Genomic DNA, 23,191 nt, shown 5'->3' on the forward strand with positions numbered 1-23,191 from the left:
GGGTGTGACAGATCAGACCGGCGACAGGATGCGCAAAGGCCGGAGTCTAGCAACTTGAACTTCCTCGGTCATGCACGCCTGAGCCTTTCGGGCAGCGATAACTACCTGTTTGGCAACCTGATTGCTGATGGCGTGCGCGGCAGTGACCTGAGCGACTGGCCGCCCGAAGTGGAGGCGGGCATCCGTTTCCATCGCCGCTGTGATGCGGTGATCGATGCCCACCCCGAGACGCGCTGGCTGCTGACGCAGGTGCCACCCACATCGCGACGCGTGGCCGGCATCGCCCTCGACATGATGTGGGATCATCTGCTGGCCGCCGACATGCAGGATGACGATATCGAGCGCCTCTATCGCCTGCTGGCACGCGAGGAGGTGCCAGCACGGCTGGCGAGCCTGATCGAGTGGATTCAGGTGCGCGATGCACTCAGGCGCTATCGAGAGCTGGACTTCACGCTCGCGACGATTGCCAGCATCGGCGAGCGCATGGTGGCCAGACGTCGGTCACGCAATGGCGGTCGTTCGAGCGGCGTGGAAGGTACGCACGGACAGCGAGTTCTGGATGCAGACGCCAATCCGCTGGCGGACATGACGCCGTGGCTGGCGGATAACCGCGCGATGCTCAAGGACAGCTTCGCGCGGTTGTGGCCGGACATGCTGGCATTGCGCCAGCCGCCCGCTATCTGACGATCAGGCTTGCGCTCAGCGCAGCTCCAGACGCGTGAAGGGCCTCAGCAGGTAGGAGAGCACGCTGCGCTCGCCGGTCTCGATGTCGACCGTGGCGATCATCCCCGGCTTGATCGGCAGCGTCTCGCCGTTGTGCTCAAGCGCCGCGGTCTCGCTGCTGACCAGCACGCGATAGTAGCTCTCCTCGCCGCGTGGCGTTTCCTCCTCCAGGGTGTCAGAGCTGATGCGCTCGACCTTGCCTTCCAGCGTGCCGTAGACCGCATAGTCGTAGGCGCTGATGCGGATCGTCGCCGGCATGCCCGGGGCGATGAAGGCGACATCCTGCGGCCGGATGCGCGTCTCGAACACCAGGGTGTCCTCCAGCGGCGTGATCTGCATGATCTCCTCGCCGGGCGGAATCACCCCACCGCGGGTCGTGATCGAGATGTTGTTGACTACCCCGCGCACCGGCGAGAGCAACCGTGTCCGATCCAGCTGGTCACGGCGCTGCACGCTGGTTTCCTCAAGCGTCGCCAGTTCGGATTTCTTGTCGGCAAGCTCGGCGTAGGCATCCTGCAGATAGGTATTGCGGATCTCGGCCTGACGGCCCTTGAGTTCGGCGATCTCACGGTCGAGCTTCAACATCTCCATTTCCCCCACGGCGCGACGCTTGACCAGCGGACGGATCACCGCGAGCTGACGCTGTGCGGCACTGATTTCCTTGCTGACTGCCTCCAGGGCGCTGTCACGCTTCTTGCGCCGGGCCGTGAACAGTTCACGCTCGGTGGCGGTCAGTGCCTCGTTGTCCCGCACTTCCTCGGGGAACTCGATGCTCGACTTGTCCAGTACCTCGGCTTCCAGACGAGCGATGGTGGCGCGCAGCGCCTGTGCCTGGCTCAGTGACTCCATGTAGGCCGAGCGGAAGCGGGTCTCGTCGATGGCGGCCAGCAGCTGACCGGCCTCGACGATCTCACCTTCGCTGACCATCATTTCGTCGAGGATGCCGCCCTCGAGGCTCTGGATGGTCTGTTGACGCGAGGAGGGGATGATCTTGGCTTCGCCACGCGCCACCTCATTGACCTCAGCCCAGCTGGCCCAGGCGATGAACAGCGCGATGACCAGGAAGCTGGCCCACAGCAGTGGACGCGACCAGTGGCTTTCCAGCTTCTGGTCCGGTGCGCCCAGTTCGCGCTTGATGAGTTCGGGATCGAAACGCTGGCTCATGAGGCCTCCTGGCGCTGACGGGATGCGGAGGTGGCCGGTGTCTTGCCAGCCGATTGACTGGCCATGATCTGATCCAGCGGGCCATCCATGACGCGCTTGCCGTGACGTAGCACCAGGGCGCGTTCGACCCAGCCGAGCAGCGACTTGCGGTGGGTGGCCAGCACCAGGGTGCGGCCGGCAAGCCAGGGAGCGAGCGTCTTGATGACATGCTGCTCGGTGGCCTGGTCCAGCGAGGCGGTGGGCTCATCCAGCAGCACGACGATGGGGTCCTGCAGCACCAGGCGGGCAAGGCCGAGGCTCTGACGCTGGCCGCCGGACAGGCTGTGGCGGTCATGCAGCATCATGTCCAGCCCCAGCGGGTGGCGGCGCACGAAGTCGCCCAGCCCGGTCATCTCGATGACCTCCAGCAGGCGCATGTCGCTGACATCCCGCCCGTCGATGCACAGGTTGTCGCGCAGCGTGCCGCTGAACAGGCTGATGTCCTGCGGCAGATAGCCGATGGCTCGCTGACGATCGGCAGGGTCGATCTGACTCAGGGCGAGATTGTCGAGGGTCAGCTCTCCACTGGTGGGCGTGAAGTAGCCGGCCAGCAGGCGCAGCAGGGTGCTCTTGCCGGCGCCATTGCCCCCCAGCAGGGCGAGGTGCTCACCGGGCGCGATGCTCAGGCGGTCCAGCGCCAGCGCCTCGGGGGCTTCCTCGTCATAACGCCAGTGCAGATTCTCGGCCTGATAGCGACCATGTGCCTGGGCAAGCCGCGCGAAGCGGCGATCGCCGGGACGCTCGATATCGGTTTCCATCAGCGCATCCAGCCCTTCCTTGGCGACCTTGACGTGCTGCCAGCGGCTCAACAGCGCAGTGATCTGCAGGGTCGGACCGATGGCGCGCGACGAGAGAATCGAGCAGGCGATCAGGGCACCGACACTCAATTCGCCGGCCATGATCAGGTAGACCCCGGCGATGATGACGCCGACATAGGCCAGCTGCTGCATGCCGGTGCCCCAGCTGGTCAGCCAGGCGACGGCGTGGCGGAAGGTGACGCCGCGGTGGGTCTGCTCGGAGGTCAGGCGCTGCCACTGACGGCTGGCATGGCCCTCGGCGCGACAGGCCTTGAGGTTCTCGAGGTTGTCGAGGGTCTCGAGCAGCACGCCATTCTTGACCGCGGATTCGCGCATGCCTTCACGCGACAATCTCGACAGCCAGGGTTGCGCCAGCAGCACGGGAATCAGCATCAACACGATGGCCGCCACCGGCACCCAAACCACCGGGCCGCCCAGCAGGGCGATCAGCCCCAGGAACAGCAGCGCGAAGGGCAGGTCACCACAGGCGCCGAGGGTCGAGGCAGTGAAGAACTCGCGGATGGCATCGAAGTCACGAATCTGGCTGGCCATCGCACCGGTCGAGCGCGGCTTGGCGGCCAGGCGCATCTGTACGGCGTGACGGAAAATGTGATCGTTGAGTTCGAGGTCGATCTTCTTGCCCGAGTTCTCGATCAGCTGCGCCCGCAAGGCGCGTAGCAGCGCTTCCAGGCCGATGGCGAGCATCACGCCGATGCCCAGCGCCCACAGCGTATCGACGGCACCGGTCGGCACCACTCGGTCATAGACCTGCATCGCGAACAGGGCCGTGGCCACGGCCAGTAGAGCGGCAAGCGAGGAGGACAACGCGACCTCGGCGAAGACGCGCCAATGCGACTTGAGCCGTGACGTCAGCCAGTGGCCCTTTTGTGTCTGGCTATACCCCTCGGCACGCTCCAGCGAGATCTCGCCATGCGCAAACAGCGCAATGCCGGCGTAGGCGGCAGCCAGCGCGTCCTGTGGCAGCCAGTAGGCGCCGCCGGACAGTGGGTCGAGCAGCTTGTAGCCGGGGCCGCTGGAGGAGGTTGCCGTGTCATCCTCTGTCTGGGTGTCGCTCGTGTCGCTGCCCGACTCACTTCTCGTGTCGGTAGCCGACTCGCTGCTCGATCCCGTGCTCGACTCGGCAGGCCACTGATGCGCGGCCTCATGGGACAGCAACACGCGACTGCTGCCGTCTTCCAGCAGCACGACACAGGGCATCAGGCTTTCGGGAATTTCGCTGAGCGGCGCCTGACTCAGACGCGCGGCGATGCCCTGGCGCGACAGGGCCTGCTCCAGATCCTGCGGTGCCAGCTCCCCTTTGGTCAGCGGCATGCCGTGTCGCAGGCGCTCGAGGTCGATGCCGTGGCCCTGAAGGCGCAGCAACTGGCGCACGCTCTCAAGCAGCGGGTCCGATTGCGACGTCACGGGAGGGCGCACGGAAGACTGTGGGGAGGTCATCGGCTCACTCCTTGGGGAACGTCGGTGGCAGCAGTGTGGTGTTGCACGGGAGCTTTAGCGGACACCAGCGGCAGAGCCCCCAGCTGGCTTGCCAGATCATACTGGTCGGTGAGCAGCTGGGTATTGAGCTCGATCATCTGGCGGCGTGCAGCGAAGATCTCGCTTTCGATGGTCAGCAGGTCCTCGATATTGCGCGCCCCGGTAATGAACTGGTCGCGGTAGCTGCTGCGCAGACGCTCGCCACTGCGCGCCTGTTGATCCAGCGCCTTGATACGTGCCTCGACTGCGGGCTGACTGGCCGACAGACGCTGTATCTGGCGGCGTAGCTCGCGCGCTGTGGAGGCGGTTTCGAACTGGGCGGCGGTCAGGCGTGCGCGGTCCGCTTCGGGCTGGCGCAACGGCGTCAGACCCTGGAAAACCGGGGCCTCGATGCGCAGGCCGATGCTGGAGTCGCTGACCATGTCGTCATTCGACTCATAGCGTGAACTGGTCGCCTCCAGCCGCAACTCCGGCCAGCGCTCGGCCTCGCTCAGGCTCAGGGTGTGGCGCGCGGCATTCTGCTGACTGACATGACTGCGATAGGCCGGCGCGTTGGTGATGGCGGCATCGGTGGTGGCGGGATCTCGGGCCAGGTCCGCCACGATCGGCAGGGGCGGCGGGGCGCTCAGGGCGACATCCCTGAAGGAGCGGCCGCTGAGTATCTCGAGCTCCTGCCGGGCGGTATCGGAATCGCCCTGCAGACGTGCCAGCCATTCGCGGGCACTGGCGAGGTCCACGGCCGCGCGGTCCAGCTCGACGCGGTCACCGTAGCCCGAGAAGGTGCGGTCATTGGCCAGGGTCTCGAGGCTTTCGAGCTTCTCGATGTAATCGCGTACGCGGCGCATCATGGCGCGGTTGGCTCCGAGATCGATATAAGCGGTGATCGCCTCCTGGGCGACCTCCATCCGCGTCTGATCCAGAGTATCTCGCTCGACATCCCGCTCTGCCTTGCGCTGCGCGACCTCGGCTTCCACCTGCCCCCAGTCGTACAGCATCTGGCTCAGCGTGATGCGATAGCCGCCTTCGGTGAAGTTGTCCTCGGTGCCGACGCTGCTCTCCAGGCGTGGCCAATAGCCATCCTCGGCAATCTCGATGTCGGTGCCCGCTGCACGCACATTGGCCTGGGCAGCCTCGATGCGAGGGTCATGGGCAAGTACATCGCTCAGCACGGCGGCGAGATCGCGATTCGTCTGGGCAGTGGCCGGGAGTGATGCTGAAAGCCCGGCGGAGATGGCACAGATGGCGACGCAACGCTTCGTCGCTGGCATGCGCGCAAGTGTTGCCTGTCTGTGGGCAGACGGGCAACGAAATAGGGTGGGCATCATGTGACTCCTTGTCTTCAGAGTGTCCTCTGAAGTGCTGCGTCATCCTGACGCTCTAGTGTTTCTGAATCATGCTGATCATCAAGGGAGGCGCCCCTTGCGGGGCACCTCGATCAGGCTTATCCGTTGCTGGTATTCACGGTCACGTCTTGATCGATATACAACGTTGCCTCACCAAGCTGATAAGTATCATACGTCGTGCCGTTGAACTCGGTCGTTGTCGCGGAGGATGTTGCCCCAGCCGCTTCCACGCTATCGCCTTCATCGCCATCGATAAACAGCTCGTTATCATCATCGGTGAGGTTCAATACCGTATCGGCATCGATTTTCAGACTGGTGCCGGTCTCGCTGCTGGCCGAGATATCGAGCACTTCGATGTTGGTCGCAGTATTTACCGAAGCATCCGCATCCAGCAGTGCAGTCAGGTCAATGCTTTCCCCAGTATTGTCGAAGCTCAAGGTATCAATACCTACGCCACCCTCGACGTCGAAGGTGAGTGTGGATGTCACGAGGGTGTCATCGCCATCACCGCCATCGAAGATATTGCTGCCAGCGCCGCCTGAGAGGTAATCATCGCCCAGACTCCCGATCAGAGTGTCATCGCCATCGCCACCTTGGAGGGCATCACTTGCGCTACCGCCGGTCAAAACATCATTTCCCGTAAAGCCGTAGAGATAGACACTGGTATCGCTGCTGCTCTCATCAAAGATATCGGCTTCTGCGCCTCCAACAAGAATGGAGGAAGCATCAATCCCGCTGAATACCGAGCTGCCGTCTAGAAGATCAACATCAACTAGTGATGACAGTGTGCCTGTTGTTTCTGCATCGTAAACATCTGTGGCAGTAATACTCAAAGCATCAAAGAGTTCTACATCTACTAGGTTGATACCTCCTTGATCCAGCGTGACCGTCGCGAGAAGTTGATTTAGCGCTTCGTTGTCAATATCACCGCCATCAGCTGCAGTAATAGTGATCTGAGCATTGGCAGCGACGGTGCCAAGTACGCCATCGAATTCGGCACCTGTGTCTTGAACACTGAGCCCTAGAGCGATAGCCAAATCGTCATTCCACGTGAAATCTGGAGCAGTAATGAGTGAATCCACGTCAATTGTGACTAGCGCACTATAATCGATTACCACGGAGCGCAGGTTGTTGTCATAATCTGCAACAAAGACATTGCTATCGTAAAGATCAATAAGGCCTAATGCTTCCAGTCCCACGAGTCCGAGAAGTTCATCATCATCTGCAGTCACGGTAGGGGCGACATTACTCACCGAATCCAGGCTCTCCTCGCCAATGAAGGTGATTTCACCCGTCGCTGTATCGCCATCACCATCCACGACCGTGACACTGACATCAGACTCATTGACCTCCGTGCCCACCAACAACTGCTCGCCGCTGATGAGGGAGTCGATGACCTCACTGCTCGTCAAGGTGCCACCGTCGGTCAGATCGAGTCCATCGATATTGATGACCTGGTTGGCGGACGCGGCAGGATCAGCGGTCAATCCACCCTCTGTGTTGAGATAGAGGACGGTCGTACCAGTTGCCGAGACATATTCGGCACTGATATAGCTCGCAAGATTGTTGGTGGCGCTATCGACATAATAGGCCCCGTTGAGCATATCGCGCAGATCAAGAATGTCTCCCGATCCGGCGCCACCATTATTGAAGTTGAGCACGGTGTCTGTTGCCGCAGCAGCGACAGTGCCCTCATCACCAGCTTCCCAGCGAATGACGTCGACGCCTGCTCCGCCATCAAGCACGGTGTCGGAGCCAGAACCGCCAATCAGTAAGTCACTGCCAGCGGCACCATAAAGTTTGTCAACGCCGCTACCACCGCGCAGGATGTCACTGCTAGTGCCTCCGTAGAGCTCATCATTTCCACCATAGCCATAAACAGACTCACCTGTATCGGCAGCATTAAGAGTATCCTCTCCCTCATCTCCTTCCTTGATCGGCGGTTGGTAGTCTCCCGAGAAAAGGTCGAGATCAAGATCGATAACAGTTGCATTGGCTGCTACATCGGAGGTTGCATCCAGCGTATCTGTAGCTGCAATACTGGTTGTGCTCAGGATGGATGAGATAATGGCATCCAGGTCCAGGATATCCAGCAGGCCGGTAAGAATCCCGTCTGTCGATATAGTGAAGTCGATACTTGCCAAAATTTCATTTATTTCCAAGTTGGAAATCTGGCTGCCATCATACTTGGTGATAGTGATTGTTTCAGTTGACACTCCACTCTGTGTAGTCACTACCAGCCCCAGCTCGCTTGCCATGGCTGCGCTGTAAGTCCAGCTGCTATTTCCTACGAGAGTATCCAGCAACTCCTCTACAGTAGGCACATCGACCAGAGGTACTGCATCTAGTGTAGCTAAAGTAAGCGCCAATAAGTCAGAGATGCCATCCAGATACGTGCTGACTGTATTGTAGATGTTGCTTGTGCTGATACTGACTGAAGCGAGGTTGTTGTCTACATCGTAAGCGTTGTAAAGCTGATTGTTATTCAGGTCTACAATACTTAGTACATTAGCACCCACAATTCCCAGTACATCGTCAGTCTCTGTGACATTGACAATTGGCCGAGAATTGGCCTCGTCTGCGGTACTGAACTGGCCCTGGTGGCTGTAGCTATAGTCTCCAGAATCGATATTCAGGCTGAAGGATTCACCGGACAACGTTTCGACCGCCAGAATGCCATCGACGATGCTGACAGTATCGCCAGCTTCCAGACCAATCTCGGTAGAGGTGCCGGTCACGTCCGCGTAGGTGCCATCATCAGAGACACTGAATGTCAGGCCCTTGAATGTGAAGGACTGTACCTGCCCATTTGCCTCATCAGCCCCAAACCCGAAGTCACCCTCACCATCAAAGATGGAGCCGGTGTAATCCGTGTTCGAGCTCAGTGACTCCACGATGGTACTTGCCGCAATCGTCGGTACATCATCAGTGATATCGATGTTCAAGGTACTGCTGGTGCTCGACGCGCCATCGCTAAGAGTGACAAGCACATCCACCGTGGATGACTCGGCATCTACCTGATCAATATTGCCGAGCAGTTCTGCGCTGTAGACAACATTTGTACCATCCTCGGTGACGGAAACAACCATAACGGCCGTCGCTGCAGCGTTGTCGACATCACTTGCCAGTGTGAGCGTGCGTCCTTCATCCGTGACAACCCAATCAAGCGCCTGGCCGTTGCTGGTGAGCGACTCGGTGGAGCTGAGTGATAGTGTTGCCTCACCGCTGGTATCAGCGAATGCCGGCGTGCTGGCGACGGCGCCCGCCACAGAGGCGATCAGCGCTTCCGAGATCGTCAGACGGTTGGCATTGCCCAGATCGAGGAAATCGTCGCTCAGCTTGGTCGCCGTATCGGTCACGGCGGCCACATTCTCATTTCCCGCATCGTCCGTCACGGTCATGGTCACGGTCAGCAGTCCCTCTGCCAGACTGGTGAGATCGACGCCTGACACAGTCACTTCGCCCGCCGCCGAGACAGTGATGTTCTCGGTCGGGACGGTGACAGAGCCATTGTCGGTATCTGTGATCACGATCGTGAGATTGCTGCTGGTCAAGCCAGCTTCGACAGTGCCTTCGAATGTCACATCTGTCGCTTCTGCAGCGTTGAGGTCATCCCCATCAGCGTCCGTAAAGTTGATGACGCTCTCTGACGGAGCAGTCGTATCGATGACGATGTCTTGACTCTCGATGGCGCCATCGTTGCCGGCGGCGTCCTGCACCTTGAGCTGCACGGTGGCAGAGGTGGTGAGGTCGGTATCTACGTAGCTAACGGCAGTACCGGTCACGCTGTCGGTGATGTCTACCCAAGTGGTGCCATTGGTGCTGTAGAGCAGAGTTTCCCCGGTGGCGAGCTCGGTACTTAGCGTAGCGGTAACGGTCAGACCATCATCGTCATTGGTGATGAAATCATCGGCTGCGAGGCCAGTATCATCACTGATGGAGTCGATGGTGATAGTCGTTGTGGGGGCAGTGGCATCTATGGTCACTGTACCCAGATTGACTTCATTGCTGACGTTGCCTGCGGCGTCAGTAATGACAGCTGAGGCGTTGTAGCTACTGCCATCGGTCAACGTGTCAGCCGGGATGGTCACAGCCACAGTGCCTGCGTCGATATCCGTTTCATCCAGCTCCACATCAGCAGTAATCACATTGTCCGCATCATCTGTGTCAACCAAGGTGACCGTGGCCGTATCCCCTGCGACGGTATCCGCACTGAGCGCGACCTCGGCTTGCAGCCCATCTGCCAGCTCATCGATATTTACGCCATTGAGGGCTTCACCAATCACTAGTGACGGAGGTGCGCCCGGCGCCGTGTTATCAACCGTCACAGCGCCCAGGTTCACGGCGTCGCTGACGTTGCCGGCCACATCGGTCTGACGGACCTGCACAACGCCATCGGCATAGCTGCCTTCGGCGAGGGTGAAGGTGGTGCCAGTGCCATCGATCCAGGTGCTGCCGCCGTCGAGGGAGTACTCCCAGGTCGCGCCAGTCTCGAGGCCACTGATGGTGACCTCACCATTGCTGGTGATGCCGTCGGCATCGAGCGTGTCGGTGGTCAACGCGAGGGCCGGATCAGCGATGGTGGCATCGATCGTCACCGCGCCGAGACTGGCCTCATTGCTGACGTTGCCGGCGACATCGGTCTGACGAATCTGCACAACACCATCGGCATAGACACCTTCCTCCAGTGTGAAGGTGGTACCGGTGCCAGCATCCCAGGTGCTGCCCCCGTCGAGGGAATACTCCCAGGTCGCGTCGATCTCGAGGCCACTGACGGTGACCTCACCATTGCTGGTGATGCCGTCGGCATCAAGCGTGTCGGTGGTCAGCGCGAGGGCCGGAGCGTCAGGCACCGTGAGATCACTGGTGGTGGTACCGTCGGTCTCGAACGTATTGCCCGCCACATCGGTCACGGTCATCGAGACGGTGAGGGTGCCCTCAGTGAGCCCGGAAGTTGCGGTGCTCAGGTCCAGACCGGTAACGGACAGATTGCCGGCACCGTCGACCGTGATATCAGTCGTGGCGACGGTGATCTCGTTGGCTGGATCGGCGCTGTCAGTGATGGTGATCACGACATTGCTGCTGTCGAGACCGGCCTCGATGCTGCCAGTCAGGTCGACGGCGCTGATGTCTGCAAGATTGAGCAAGCCATCGTCACCGTCGACGAAGGCGATGCTGCCCGTCGGGGCGGTCGCATCGATCGTCACTGCGCCGAGGCTGGCCTCATTGCTGACGTTGCCGGCCACATCGATCTGACGAATCTGCACAACGCCATCGGCATAGCTGCCTTCAGCGAGGGTGAAGGTGGTACCGGTGCCAGCATCCCAGGTGCTGCCGCCGTCGAGGGAATATTCCCAGGTCGCGTCGGTCTCGAGGCCACTGACGGTGACCTCGCCATTGCTGGTGATGCCGTCGTCGGTGACGTTGGTGTCGTTGGTGAGCGCAAGGCTCGGAGCGTCAGGCACCGTGAGGTCACTGGTGGTGGTGCCGTCGGTCTCGAACGTATTGCCCGCCACATCGGTCACGGTCATCGAGACGGTGAGGGCACCCTCAGTGAGCCCGGAAGTTGCGGTGCTCAGGTCCAGACCGGTGACGGACAGATTGCCGTCACCGTCGACCGTGATATCAGCCGTGGCGACGGTGATCTCGTTGGCTGGATCGGCGCTGTCAGTGATGGTGATCACGACATTGCTGCTGTCGAGACCGGCCTCGATGCTGCCAGTCAGGTCGACGGCGCTGATGTCTGCCAGATTGAGCAGGCCATCGTCACCATCGACGAAGGCGATGCTGCCCGTCGGGGCGGTCGCATCGATCGTCACCGCACCCAGGTTCACGGCGTCGCTGACGTTGCCGGCCACATCGGTCTGACGGACCTGCACAACGCCATCGGCATAGCTGCCTTCAGCGAGGGTGAAGGTGGTGCCGGTGCCAGCATCCCAGGTGCTGCCGCCGTCGAGGGAATACTCCCAGATCGCGTCGGTCTCGAGGCCACTGACGGTGACCTCGCCATTGCTGGTGATGCCGTCGGCATCGAGCGTGTCGGTGGTCAGCGCGAGGGCCGGAGCGTCAGGCACCGTGAGGTCACTGGTGGTGGTGTCGTCAGTCTCGAACGTATTTCCCGCCACATCGGTCACGGTCATCGAGACGGTGAGGGTGCCCTCAGTGAGCCCGGAAGTTGCGGTGCTCAGGTCCAGACCGGTAACGGACAGATTGCCGTCACCGTCGACCGTGATATCAGTCGTGGCGACGGTGATCTCGTTGGCCGGATCGGCGCTGTCAGTGATGGTGATCACGACATTGCTGCTGTCGAGGCCGGCCTCGATGCTGCCAGTCAGGTCGACGGCGCTGATGTCTGCCAGATTGAGCAGGCCATCGTCACCATCGACGAAGGCGATGCTGCCCGTCGGGGCGGTCGCATCGATCGTCACGGCACCCAGGTTCACGGCGTCGCTGACGTTGCCGGCCACATCGGTCTGACGGACCTGCACAACGCCATCGGCATAGCTGCCTTCAGCGAGGGTGAAGGTGGTGCCGGTGCCAGCATCCCAGGTGCTGCCGCCGTCGAGGGAATACTCCCAGATCGCGTCGGTCTCGAGGCCACTGACGGTGACCTCGCCATTGCTGGTGATGCCGTCGGCATCGAGCGTGTCGGTGGTCAGCGCGAGGGCCGGAGCGTCAGGCACCGTGAGGTCACTGGTGGTGGTGTCGTCAGTCTCGAACGTATTTCCCGCCACATCGGTCACGGTCATCGAGACGGTGAGGGTGCCCTCAGTGAGCCCGGAAGTTGCGGTGCTCAGGTCCAGACCGGTAACGGACAGATTGCCGTCACCGTCGACCGTGATATCAGTCGTGGCGACGGTGATCTCGTTGGCCGGATCGGCGCTGTCAGTGATGGTGATCACGACATTGCTGCTGTCGAGGCCGGCCTCGATGCTGCCAGTCAGGTCGACGGCGCTGATGTCTGCCAGATTGAGCAGGCCATCGTCACCATCGACGAAGGCGATGCTGCCCGTCGGGGCGGTCGCATCGATCGTCACCGCTCCGAGACTGGCCTCATTGCTGACATTGCCGGCGACATCGGTCTGACGGACCTGCACAACGCCATCGGCATAGCTGCCTTCGGCGAGGGTGAAGGTGGTGCCGGTGCCATCGATCCAGGTGCTGCTGCCGTCGAGGGAATACTCCCAGGTCGCGTCGGTCTCGAGGCCACTGACGGTGACCTCGCCATTGCTGGTGATGCCGTCGGCATCGAGCGTGTCGGTGGTCAGCGCGAGGCTCGGAGCGTCAGGCGCCGTGAGATCACTGGTGGTGGTGCCGTCAGTCTCGAACGTATTGCCCGCCACATCGGTCACGGTCATCGAGACGGTGAGGGCACCCTCAGTGAGCCCGGAAGTTGCGGTGCTCAGGTCCAGACCGGTGACGGACAGATTGCCGTCACCGTCGACCGTGATGTCAGTCGTGGCGACGCTGATCTCGTTGGCCGGATCGGCGCTGTCAGTGATGGTGATCACGACATTGCTGCTGTCGAGACCGGCCTCGATGCTGCCAGTCAGGTCGACGGCGCTGATGTCTGCCAGATTGAGCAGGCCATCGTCACCATCGACGAAGGCGATGCTGCCCGTCGGGGCGGTCGCATCGATCGTCACCGCTCCGAGACTGGCCTCATTGCTGACATTGCCGGCGACATCGGTCTGACGGACCTGCACAACGCCATCGGCATAGCTGCCTTCGGCGAGGGTGAAGGTGGTGCCGGTGCCATCGATCCAGGTGCTGCTGCCGTCGAGGGAATACTCCCAGGTCGCGTCGGTCTCGAGGCCACTGACGGTGACCTCGCCATTGCTGGTGATGCCGTCGGCATCGAGCGTGTCGGTGGTCAGCGCGAGGCTCGGAGCGTCAGGCGCCGTGAGATCACTGGTGGTGGTGCCGTCAGTCTCGAACGTATTGCCCGCCACATCGGTCACGGTCATCGAGACGGTGAGGGCACCCTCAGTGAGCCCGGAAGTTGCGGTGCTCAGGTCCAGACCGGTGACGGACAGATTGCCGTCACCGTCGACCGTGATATCAGCCGTGGCGACGGTGATCTCGTTGGCTGGATCGGCGCTGTCAGTGATGGTGATCACGACATTGCTGCTGTCGAGACCGGCCTCGATGCTGCCAGTCAGGTCGACGGCGCTGATGTCTGCAAGATTGAGCAAGCCATCGTCACCGTCGACGAAGGCGATGCTGCCCGTCGGGGCGGTCGCATCGATCGTCACTGCGCCGAGGCTGGCCTCATTGCTGACGTTGCCGGCCACATCGGTCTGACGGACCTGCACAACGCCATCGGCATAGCTGCCTTCAGCGAGGGTGAAGGTGGTGCCGGTGCCAGCATCCCAGGTGCTACCGCCGTCGAGGGAATACTCCCAGGTCGCGTCGGTCTCGAGGCCACTGACGGTGACCTCACCATTGCTGGTGATGCCGTCGGCATCGAGCGTGTCGGTGGTCAGCGCGAGGGCCGGATCGGCGATGGAGGTATCGACCGTCACCGCACCGAGGCTGGCCTCATTGCTGACGTTGCCGGCCACATCGGTCTGACGGACCTGCACAACACTATCGGCATAGACACCTTCCTCCAGTGTGAAGGTGGTACCGGTGCCTGCATTCCAGGTGCTGCCGCTGTCGAGGGAATACTGCCAGGTCGCGTCAGTCTCGAGGCCACTGATGGTGACCTCACCATTGCTGGTGATGCCGTCGGCATCGAGCGTGTCGGTGGTCAACGCGAGGGCCGGAGCGTCAGGCACCGTGAGGTCACTGGTGGTGGTGCCGTCGGTCTCGAACGTATTGCCCGCCACATCGGTCACGGTCATCGAGACGGTGAGGGCGCCCTCAGTGAGCCCGGAAGTTGCGGTGCTCAGGTCCAGACCGGTAACGGACAGATTGCCGTCACCGTCGACCGTGATATCAGTCGTGGCGACGGTGATCTCGTTGGCTGGATCGGCGCTGTCAGTGATGGTGATCACGACATTGCTGCTGTCGAGGCCGGCCTCGATGCTGCCAGTCAGATCGACGGCGCTGATGTCTGCCAGATTGAGCAGGCCATCGTCACCATCGACGAAGGCGATGCTGCTCGTCGGGGCGGTCGCATCGATCGTCACCGCACCCAGGTTCACGGCGTCGCTGACGTTGCCGGCCACATCGGTCTGACGGACCTGCACAACGCCATCGGCATAGCTGCCTTCAGCGAGGGTGAAGGTGGTGCCGGTGCCAGCATCCCAGGTGCTGCCGCCGTCGAGGGAATACTCCCAGATCGCGTCGGTCTCGAGGCCACTGACGGTGACCTCGCCATTGCTGGTGATGCCGTCGGCATCGAGCGTGTCGGTGGTCAGCGCGAGGGCCGGAGCGTCAGGCACCGTGAGGTCACTGGTGGTGGTGTCGTCAGTCTCGAACGTATTTCCCGCCACATCGGTCACGGTCATCGAGACGGTGAGGGTGCCCTCAGTGAGCCCGGAAGTTGCGGTGCTCAGGTCCAGACCGGTAACGGACAGATTGCCGTCACCGTCGACCGTGATATCAGTCGTGGCGACGGTGATCTCGTTGGCTGGATCGGCGCTGTCAGTGATGGTGATCACGACATTGCTGCTGTCGAGGCCGGCCTCGATGCTGCCAGTCAGATCGACGGCGCTGATGTCTGCCAGATTGAGCAGGCCATCGTCACCATCGACGAAGGCGATGCTGCTCGTCGGGGCGGTCGCATCGATCGTCACCGCACCCAGGTTCACGGCGTCGCTGACGTTGCCGGCCACATCGGTCTGACGGACCTGCACAACGCCATCGGCATAGCTGCCTTCAGCGAGGGTGAAGGTGGTGCCGGTGCCAGCATCCCAGGTGCTGCCGCCGTCGAGGGAATACTCCCAGATCGCGTCGGTCTCGAGGCCACTGACGGTGACCTCGCCATTGCTGGTGATGCCGTCGGCATCGAGCGTGTCGGTGGTCAGCGCGAGGGCCGGAGCGTCAGGCACCGTGAGGTCACTGGTGGTGGTGTCGTCAGTCTCGAACGTATTTCCCGCCACATCGGTCACGGTCATCGAGACGGTGAGGGTGCCCTCAGTGAGCCCGGAAGTTGCGGTGCTCAGGTCCAGACCGGTAACGGACAGATTGCCGTCACCGTCGACCGTGATATCAGTCGTGGCGACGGTGATCTCGTTGGCTGGATCGGCGCTGTCAGTGATGGTGATCACGACATTGCTGCTGTCGAGGCCGGCCTCGATGCTGCCAGTCAGATCGACGGCGCTGATGTCTGCCAGATTGAGCAGGCCATCGTCACCATCGACGAAGGCGATGCTGCTCGTCGGGGCGGTCGCATCGATCGTCACCGCACCCAGGTTCACGGCGTCGCTGACGTTGCCGGCCACGTCGGTCTGACGGACCTGCACAACGCCATCGGCATAGCTGCCTTCAGCGAGGGTGAAGGTGGTACCGGTGCCAGCATCCCAGGTGCTGCCGCCGTCGAGGGAATACTCCCAGATCGCGTCGGTCTCGAGGCCACTGACGGTGGCCTCACCATTGCTGGTGATGCCGTCGTCGGTGATGTTGGTGTCGTTGGTCAGCGCGAGGGCCGGAGCGTCAGGCACCGTGAGGTCACTGGTGGTGGTGTCGTCAGTCTCGAACGTATTGCCCGCCACATCGGTCACGGTCATCGAGACGGTGAGGGCGCCCTCAGTGAGCCCGGAAGTTGCGGTGCTCAGGTCCAGACCGGTAACGGACAGATTGCCGTCACCGTCGACCGTGATATCAGTCGTGGCGACGGTGATCTCGTTGGCTGGATCGGCGCTGTCAGTGATGGTGATCACGACATTGCTGCTGTCGAGGCCGGCCTCGATGCTGCCAGTCAGATCGACGGCGCTGATGTCTGCCAGATTGAGCAGGCCATCGTCACCATCGACGAAGGCGATGCTGCTCGTCGGGGCGGTCGCATCGATCGTCACCGCACCCAGGTTCACGGCGTCGCTGACGTTGCCGGCCACATCGGTCTGACGGACCTGCACAACGCCATCGGCATAGCTGCCTTCAGCGAGGGTGAAGGTGGTGCCGGTGCCAGCATCCCAGGTGCTGCCGCCGTCGAGGGAATACTCCCAGATCGCGTCGGTCTCGAGGCCACTGACGGTGACCTCGCCATTGCTGGTGATGCCGTCGGCATCGAGCGTGTCGGTGGTCAGCGCGAGGGCCGGAGCGTCAGGCACCGTGAGGTCACTGGTGGTGGTGTCGTCAGTCTCGAACGTATTTCCCGCCACATCGGTCACGGTCATCGAGACGGTGAGGGTGCCCTCAGTGAGCCCGGAAGTTGCGGTGCTCAGGTCCAGACCGGTAACGGACAGATTGCCGTCACCGTCGACCGTGATATCAGTCGTGGCGACGGTGATCTCGTTGGCCGGATCGGCGCTGTCAGTGATGGTGATCACGACATTGCTGCTGTCGAGGCCGGCCTCGATGCTGCCAGTCAGGTCGACGGCGCTGATGTCTGCCAGATTGAGCAGGCCATCGTCACCATCGACGAAGGCGATGCTGCCCGTCGGGGCGGTCGCATCGATCGTCACGGCACCCAGGTTCACGGCGTCGCTGACGTTGCCGGCCACATCGGTCTGACGGACCTGCACAACGCCATCGGCATAGCTGCCTTCAGCGAGGGTGAAGGTGGTGCCGGTGCCAGCATCCCAGGTGCTGCCGCCGTCGAGGGAATACTCCCAGATCGCGTCGGTCTCGAGGCCACTGACGGTGACCTCGCCATTGCTGGTGATGCCGTCGGCATCGAGCGTGTCGGTGGTCAGCGCGAGGGCCGGAGCGTCAGGCACCGTGAGGTCACTGGTGGTGGTGTCGTCAGTCTCGAACGTATTTCCCGCCACATCGGTCACGGTCATCGAGACGGTGAGGGTGCCCTCAGTGAGCCCGGAAGTTGCGGTGCTCAGGTCCAGACCGGTAACGGACAGATTGCCGTCACCGTCGACCGTGATATCAGTCGTGGCGACGGTGATCTCGTTGGCCGGATCGGCGCTGTCAGTGATGGTGATCACGACATTGCTGCTGTCGAGGCCGGCCTCGATGCTGCCAGTCAGGTCGACGGCGCTGATGTCTGCCAGATTGAGCAGGCCATCGTCACCATCGACGAAGGCGATGCTGCCCGTCGGGGCGGTCGCATCGATCGTCACGGCACCCAGGTTCACGGCGTCGCTGACGTTGCCGGCCACATCGGTCTGACGGACCTGCACAACGCCATCGGCATAGCTGCCTTCAGCGAGGGTGAAGGTGGTGCCGGTGCCAGCATCCCAGGTGCTGCCGCCGTCGAGGGAATACTCCCAGATCGCGTCGGTCTCGAGGCCACTGACGGTGACCTCACCATTGCTGGTGATGCCATCGGCATCGAGCGTGTCGGTGGTCAGCGCGAGGGCCGGATCGGCGATGGAGGTATCAATCGTCACCGCGCCGAGGCTGGCCTCATTGCTGACGTTGCCGGCCACATCGGTCTGACGGACCTGCACAACGCCATCGGCATAGCTGCCTTCAGCGAGGGTGAAGGTGGTGCCGGTGCCAGCATCCCAGGTGCTGCCGCCGTCGAGGGAATACTCCCAGATCGCGTCGGTCTCGAGGCCACTGACGGTGACCTCGCCATTGCTGGTGATGCCGTCGTCGGTGATGTTGGTGTCGTTGGTGAGCGCGAGGCTCGGAGCGTCAGGCGCCGTGAGATCACTGGTGGTGGTGCCGTCGGTCTCGAACGTATTGCCCGCCACATCGGTCACGGTCATCGAGACGGTGAGGGCGCCCTCAGTGAGCCCGGAAGTTGCGGTGCTCAGGTCCAGACCGGTGACGGACAGATTGCCGTCACCGTCGACCGTGATGTCAGTCGTGGCGACGGTGATCTCGTTGGCCGGATCGGCGCTGTCAGTGATGGTGATCACGACATTGCTGCTGTCGAGGCCGGCCTCGATGCTGCCAGTCAGGTCGACGGCGCTGATGTCTGCCAGATTGAGCAGGCCATCGTCACCATCGACGAAGGCGATGCTGCCCGTCGGGGCGGTCGCATCGATCGTCACCGCTCCGAGACTGGCCTCATTGCTGACATTGCCGGCGACATCGGCCTGACGGACCTGCACAACGCCATCGGCATAGCTGCCTTCGGCGAGGGTGAAGGTGGTGCCGGTGCCATCGATCCAGGTGCTGCTGCCGTCGAGGGAATACTCCCAGGTCGCGTCGGTCTCGAGGCCACTGACGGTGACCTCGCCATTGCTGGTGATGCCGTCGGCATCGAGCGTGTCGGTGGTCAGCGCGAGGCTCGGAGCGTCAGGCGCCGTGAGATCACTGGTGGTGGTGCCGTCAGTCTCGAACGTATTGCCCGCCACATCGGTCACGGTCATCGAGACGGTGAGGGCACCCTCAGTGAGCCCGGAAGTTGCGGTGCTCAGGTCCAGACCGGTGACGGACAGATTGCCGTCACCGTCGACCGTGATGTCAGTCGTGGCGACGCTGATCTCGTTGGCCGGATCGGCGCTGTCAGTGATGGTGATCACGACATTGCTGCTGTCGAGACCGCTCTCGATGCTGCCAGTCAGGTCGACGGCGCTGATGTCTGCAAGATTGAGCAGGCCATCATCACCATCGACGAAGGCGATGCTGCCCGTTGGGGCGGTCGCATCGATCGTTACGGCATCCAGGTTCACGGCGTCGCTGACGTTGCCGGCCACATCGGTCTGACGGATCTGCACAACACTATCGGCATAGACACCTTCCTCCAGTGTGAAGGTGGTACCGGTGCCAGCATTCCAGGTGCTACCGCTGTCGAGGGAATACTGCCAGGTCGCGTCGGTCTCGAGGCCATTGACGGTGACCTCGCCATTACTTGTGATGCCGTCGGCATCCGTTCCGGTATCGTTGGACAATGCCAAGGCCGGACTGGTGGGCACAGTAGTGTCGACGGTGAGGGTGAACTCGCTAGAGGCTGCACTCTTGTTGCCAGCTTCGTCGGTCGCGGTGACACTGAAGACGTGGACGCCATCGGCGAGATCAGTGCTCGGGGTATAGCTCCAGGCGCCATTGGTATCCGCCGTCACGCTATCAACGACTTCGCCGTTGTGGGTGATGGTGACGGTGCTGCCGGCTTCCGCGCTGCCGGTCAGCGTCGGCGTCGCGTCATTGGTGCTGTCGCCGGAGGCGAGGGCACCGGTATCGGCTGGCACGTCGTCGGTCGCGGAGGTGATGGGCGGGGTGTTCGGTGCGGTAACGTCAGCGTCTTCCGGCACCACCAGGGCGCCGGAGACCGGGCTTTCGTTACCCGCGGCATCAGTGACAGTGGCGGTCAGCTCAGCGCCGGCTTCCTGCTTCGGAGACAGCGTGATGCTGAACGTGCCGTCATCGGCCACAGTGCCGGTGCCCAGCAGGTCGCCATCACCATTGGTGATTTCGACGGTGCCACCGGCCTCTGCGCTGCCATTGGCCGTCTCGCCATCGGTCTCGCTCAGAACCGGCGCATCCGGGGCGACAGTGTCGACGGTGAGGGTGAACTCGCCGGACGGCGCACTTTCGTTGCCGGCGGCATCGGTCGCGGTAACGCTGAAGACGTGATCATCGTCGGTGAGATCAGTCCTCGGGGTATAGCTCCAGGCGCCATTGGTATCCGCCGTCACGCTATCAACGACTTCGCCGTTGTGGGTGATGGTGACGGTGCTGCCGGCTTCGGCGCTGCCGGTCAGCGTTGGCGTCGCGTCATTGGTGCTGTCGCCGGAGGCGAGGGTACCGGTATCGGCTGGTACATCGTCGGCCGCCGAGGTGATGGTCGGCGTGTTCGGCGCGGTAACGTCAGCATCGACCGGCACATCGAGTGTCGCGGACGCTGCGCTTTCATTGCCGGCCGCATCGGTTGCCGTGGCTGTCAGAGTGCTGCCAGCTTCCTGCTCCGGTGAGAGCTCAACGGAGAAGTTGCCTTCTGCATCGACGACCGCGGCACCCACCACATCATCGTTGGCATTGGTGATCTCGACCGTGGTGCCCGCTTCACCGGTTCCGGCGACGGTGGTGCCATCGGTCTCGGACAGGACTGGCGCATCCGGCGCAGCAGTATCGACGGTGAGGGTGAACTCGCCAGAGGCTGCACTCTCGTTGCCGGCGGCATCGGTCGCGGTAACGCTGAAGACGTGATCACCGTCGGTGAGATCAGTGCTCGGGGTATAGCTCCAGCTGCCATTGGCATCTGCCGTCACGCTATCAACGACTTCGCCGTTGTGGGTGATGGTGACGGTGCTGCCGGCTTCGGCGCTGCCGGTCAGCGTCGGCGTCGCGTCATTGGTGCTGTCGCCGGAGGCGAGGGCACCGGTGTCGGCTTCCACGTTGTCGGTTGCGGAGGCGATAGTCGGGGCGTTGGGGGCAGTGACATCCGCAGCTTCCGGCACCACCAGGGTGTCGGAGACCGGGCTTTCGTTACCCGCGGCGTCAGTGACAGTGGCGGTCAGCTCAGCGCCGGCTTCCTGCTTCGGAGACAGCGTGATGCTGAACGTGCCGTCATCGGCCACAGTGCCGGTGCCCAGCAGGTCGCCATTACCATTGGTGATTTCGACGGTGCCACCGGCCTCGGCGCTGCCATTGGCCGTCTCGCCATCGGTCTCGCTCAGGATTGGGGCATCAGGCGCGGAGGTGTCGACGGTGAGTGTGAACTCGCCAGACGGCGCACTCTCGTTGCCGGCGGCATCTGTCGCAGTGACGCTGAAGACGTGCTCGCCATCGGCGAATTCAGTGCCTGGTGTGAAGCTCCACGTGCCATTGCTATCGGCGATGGTCGTGCCGATCACTTCGCCATTATGCGTGACGGTGACGGTGCTACCGATCTCGGCGCTGCCGGTCAGGGTCGGCGTCTCGTCATTGGTGCTGTCGCCGGAGGCGAGGACACCGGTATCGGCTGGCACGTCGTCGGTCGCGGAGGTGATGGTCGGGGTGTTCGGTGCGGTAACGTCAGCGTCTTCCGGCACCACCAGGGTGTCGGAGACTGGGCTTTCGTTACCCGCGGCGTCGGCGACAGTGGCGGTCAGTTCAGCGCCAGCTTCCTGCTCCGGTGAGAGCTCAACCGAGAAGTTGCCTTCTGCATCGACGACCGCTGTTCCCAGCACATCATCGTTGGCATTGGTGATCTCGACCGTGGTACCCGCTTCACCGGTCCCGGCGACGGTGGTGCCATCGGTCTCGCTAAGAACCGGCGCATCCGGCGCAGTGGTGTCGACTGTGAGCATGAACTCGCCAGACGCTGGGCTTTCGTTACCGGCGGCATCGGTCGCGGTGACGCTGAAGGCATGCTCGCCATCGCCAAGCTCGGTGTTTGGAGTGAAACTCCAGGCACCGTTGCTGTCGGCGGTGGTGGTGCCGATCACATCACCATCGAGCGTGACAGTGACGGTGCTGCCGACTTCGGCAGTACCGCCCAGGGTCGGCGTGGTGTCATTGGTGCTGTCGCCACCCTCGAGCGCACCAGTGATGGCTTCCACATCATCGGTCGCGGCGGCGATGGTCGGGGTGTTGGGTGCCGTGGTGTCAGCATCCTCCGGCACGGTAACTGCGGTGGAGGCTTCGCTCACGTTGCCGGCGGCATCGGTCGCGGTGGCGGTCAGTTCGGTGCCGGCTGCCTGCGCGGGAGACAGCTCGACCGAGAAGTTGCCATCCGCATCGGTAACGGCGCTTCCTACGCTGTCGCCGGCGGCATTGGTGACCTCGATAGTGGCGCCGGGCTCACTGCTGCCGGTGAGGATGTTGCCATTGGTCTCGCCGAGGACAGGCGCCTCAGGCGCTGTGGTGTCCTCATTCGAGGAGGAGTTGTCATCGCCAGTGGCAGCGGCCACGCCGACACCGGCGGCCACGGCAACGCCGCCTGCCAAGAGGCCAGCGGTGCTGATGCCAGCCCCCGCGCCTGCGCCCGTCGCAGCTTCTGCTCCCGCAGTGCCCGCACCTGCTGCTGCGGTAGTGAGTGCCGTCTCTGCCGTCGTCAAGGTCGCGGTACTGGTGAAGGGCACGGCCCCTCCTGCGCCAGCTTCACCCAGACCCACCTGAAAGAGCTCACCGGCGAACTCATCGCCTTGCAGATACAGGTGGCTGAGCTCGGTGGGGTCTGCATAGAAGTTTTCGACCGTGATCAGTTCCCCGTTTTCGAGGGTGACAAGCAGGTTGTCTCCCTGGCGGGTCATCATCTCGATATCGCGAGGATGGAGGTTCAGGCTGACATCCGATGTCTGATTGAGGGCAATGGTATCGACTTCACGCAGGACCGTTTCCTGTTCCGCGAGCTGACCGTGGGGCGCGACCTTGGCAGTTACCGGCATATCGTTGTCCTCAATGGCACTTCTTGTGCATTCGCGACTTTCTTTTAATTATCGATAATCAACACGTTATTATAGCTCGGATCATTTTCCTAGTACTTAGGTGTCAACCTCTTTCGTTGAAGAATGGTTTATTGATACATCGGTTTTCTTTCGACTGTGAATTTACATGACTCAATGTCTCGTTACCTCCGCGAATCGCTGCTTTACTGGAGGTCGTGGAGCCGAGTGTCAAATTCAATAACGCCTGGTTGAGGTGTTCGGATCATGCTCTGAGTATGTTTTTTCTAATCGGTCGTGCGACTAA

At 62.1% G+C, this 23,191-nt stretch carries 5 protein-coding genes; 1 reads left to right on the forward strand and 4 read right to left on the reverse strand.

Going from position 1 to position 23,191, the window contains the following annotated elements; all coding sequences use genetic code 11:
• Positions 1-54: 54 nt before the first annotated feature.
• A complete protein-coding gene (locus tag FLM52_08570) occupies positions 55-684 on the forward strand; it encodes a DUF479 domain-containing protein (GenBank protein ID NVN55838.1) in 630 nt (209 codons plus the stop codon).
• Between the two features lie 15 nt (positions 685-699).
• Here the strand turns inward: FLM52_08570 and FLM52_08575 are convergent, their stop codons facing one another.
• The 4 genes from FLM52_08575 to FLM52_08590 form a co-directional block, all read right to left on the reverse strand.
• The gene (locus tag FLM52_08575) at positions 700-1,887 is read right to left on the reverse strand and encodes an HlyD family efflux transporter periplasmic adaptor subunit (protein NVN55839.1); all 1,188 of its coding nucleotides are present in this window, start codon (positions 1,885-1,887) and stop codon (positions 700-702) included.
• A complete protein-coding gene (locus FLM52_08580) occupies positions 1,884-4,181 on the reverse strand; it encodes a type I secretion system permease/ATPase (GenBank protein NVN55840.1) in 2,298 nt (765 codons plus the stop codon). The genes FLM52_08575 and FLM52_08580 overlap by 4 nt, the downstream gene beginning before the upstream one ends.
• A complete protein-coding gene (locus FLM52_08585) occupies positions 4,178-5,545 on the reverse strand; it encodes a TolC family protein (GenBank protein NVN55841.1) in 1,368 nt (455 codons plus the stop codon). Before FLM52_08585 ends, FLM52_08580 begins: the two co-directional genes overlap by 4 nt.
• Positions 5,546-5,661: 116 nt before the next feature.
• Complete coding sequence (locus tag FLM52_08590) at positions 5,662-22,887, reverse strand: BapA prefix-like domain-containing protein (GenBank protein ID NVN55842.1); 17,226 nt, start codon at positions 22,885-22,887, stop codon at positions 5,662-5,664.
• Positions 22,888-23,191: the final 304 nt, after the last annotated feature.

Source organism: bacterium Scap17, from assembly GCA_013376735.1.
Classification (GTDB): domain Bacteria; phylum Pseudomonadota; class Gammaproteobacteria; order Pseudomonadales; family Halomonadaceae; genus Cobetia.

Coding starts and splice junctions, on each gene's coding strand:
- FLM52_08585 (NVN55841.1), bottom strand. CDS start 5,545: ATGATGCCCACCCTATTTCGTTGCCCGTCTGCCCACAGACAGGCAACA.
- FLM52_08580 (NVN55840.1), bottom strand. CDS start 4,181: ATGACCTCCCCACAGTCTTCCGTGCGCCCTCCCGTGACGTCGCAATCG.
- FLM52_08590 (NVN55842.1), bottom strand. CDS start 22,887: ATGCCGGTAACTGCCAAGGTCGCGCCCCACGGTCAGCTCGCGGAACAG.
- FLM52_08575 (NVN55839.1), bottom strand. CDS start 1,887: ATGAGCCAGCGTTTCGATCCCGAACTCATCAAGCGCGAACTGGGCGCA.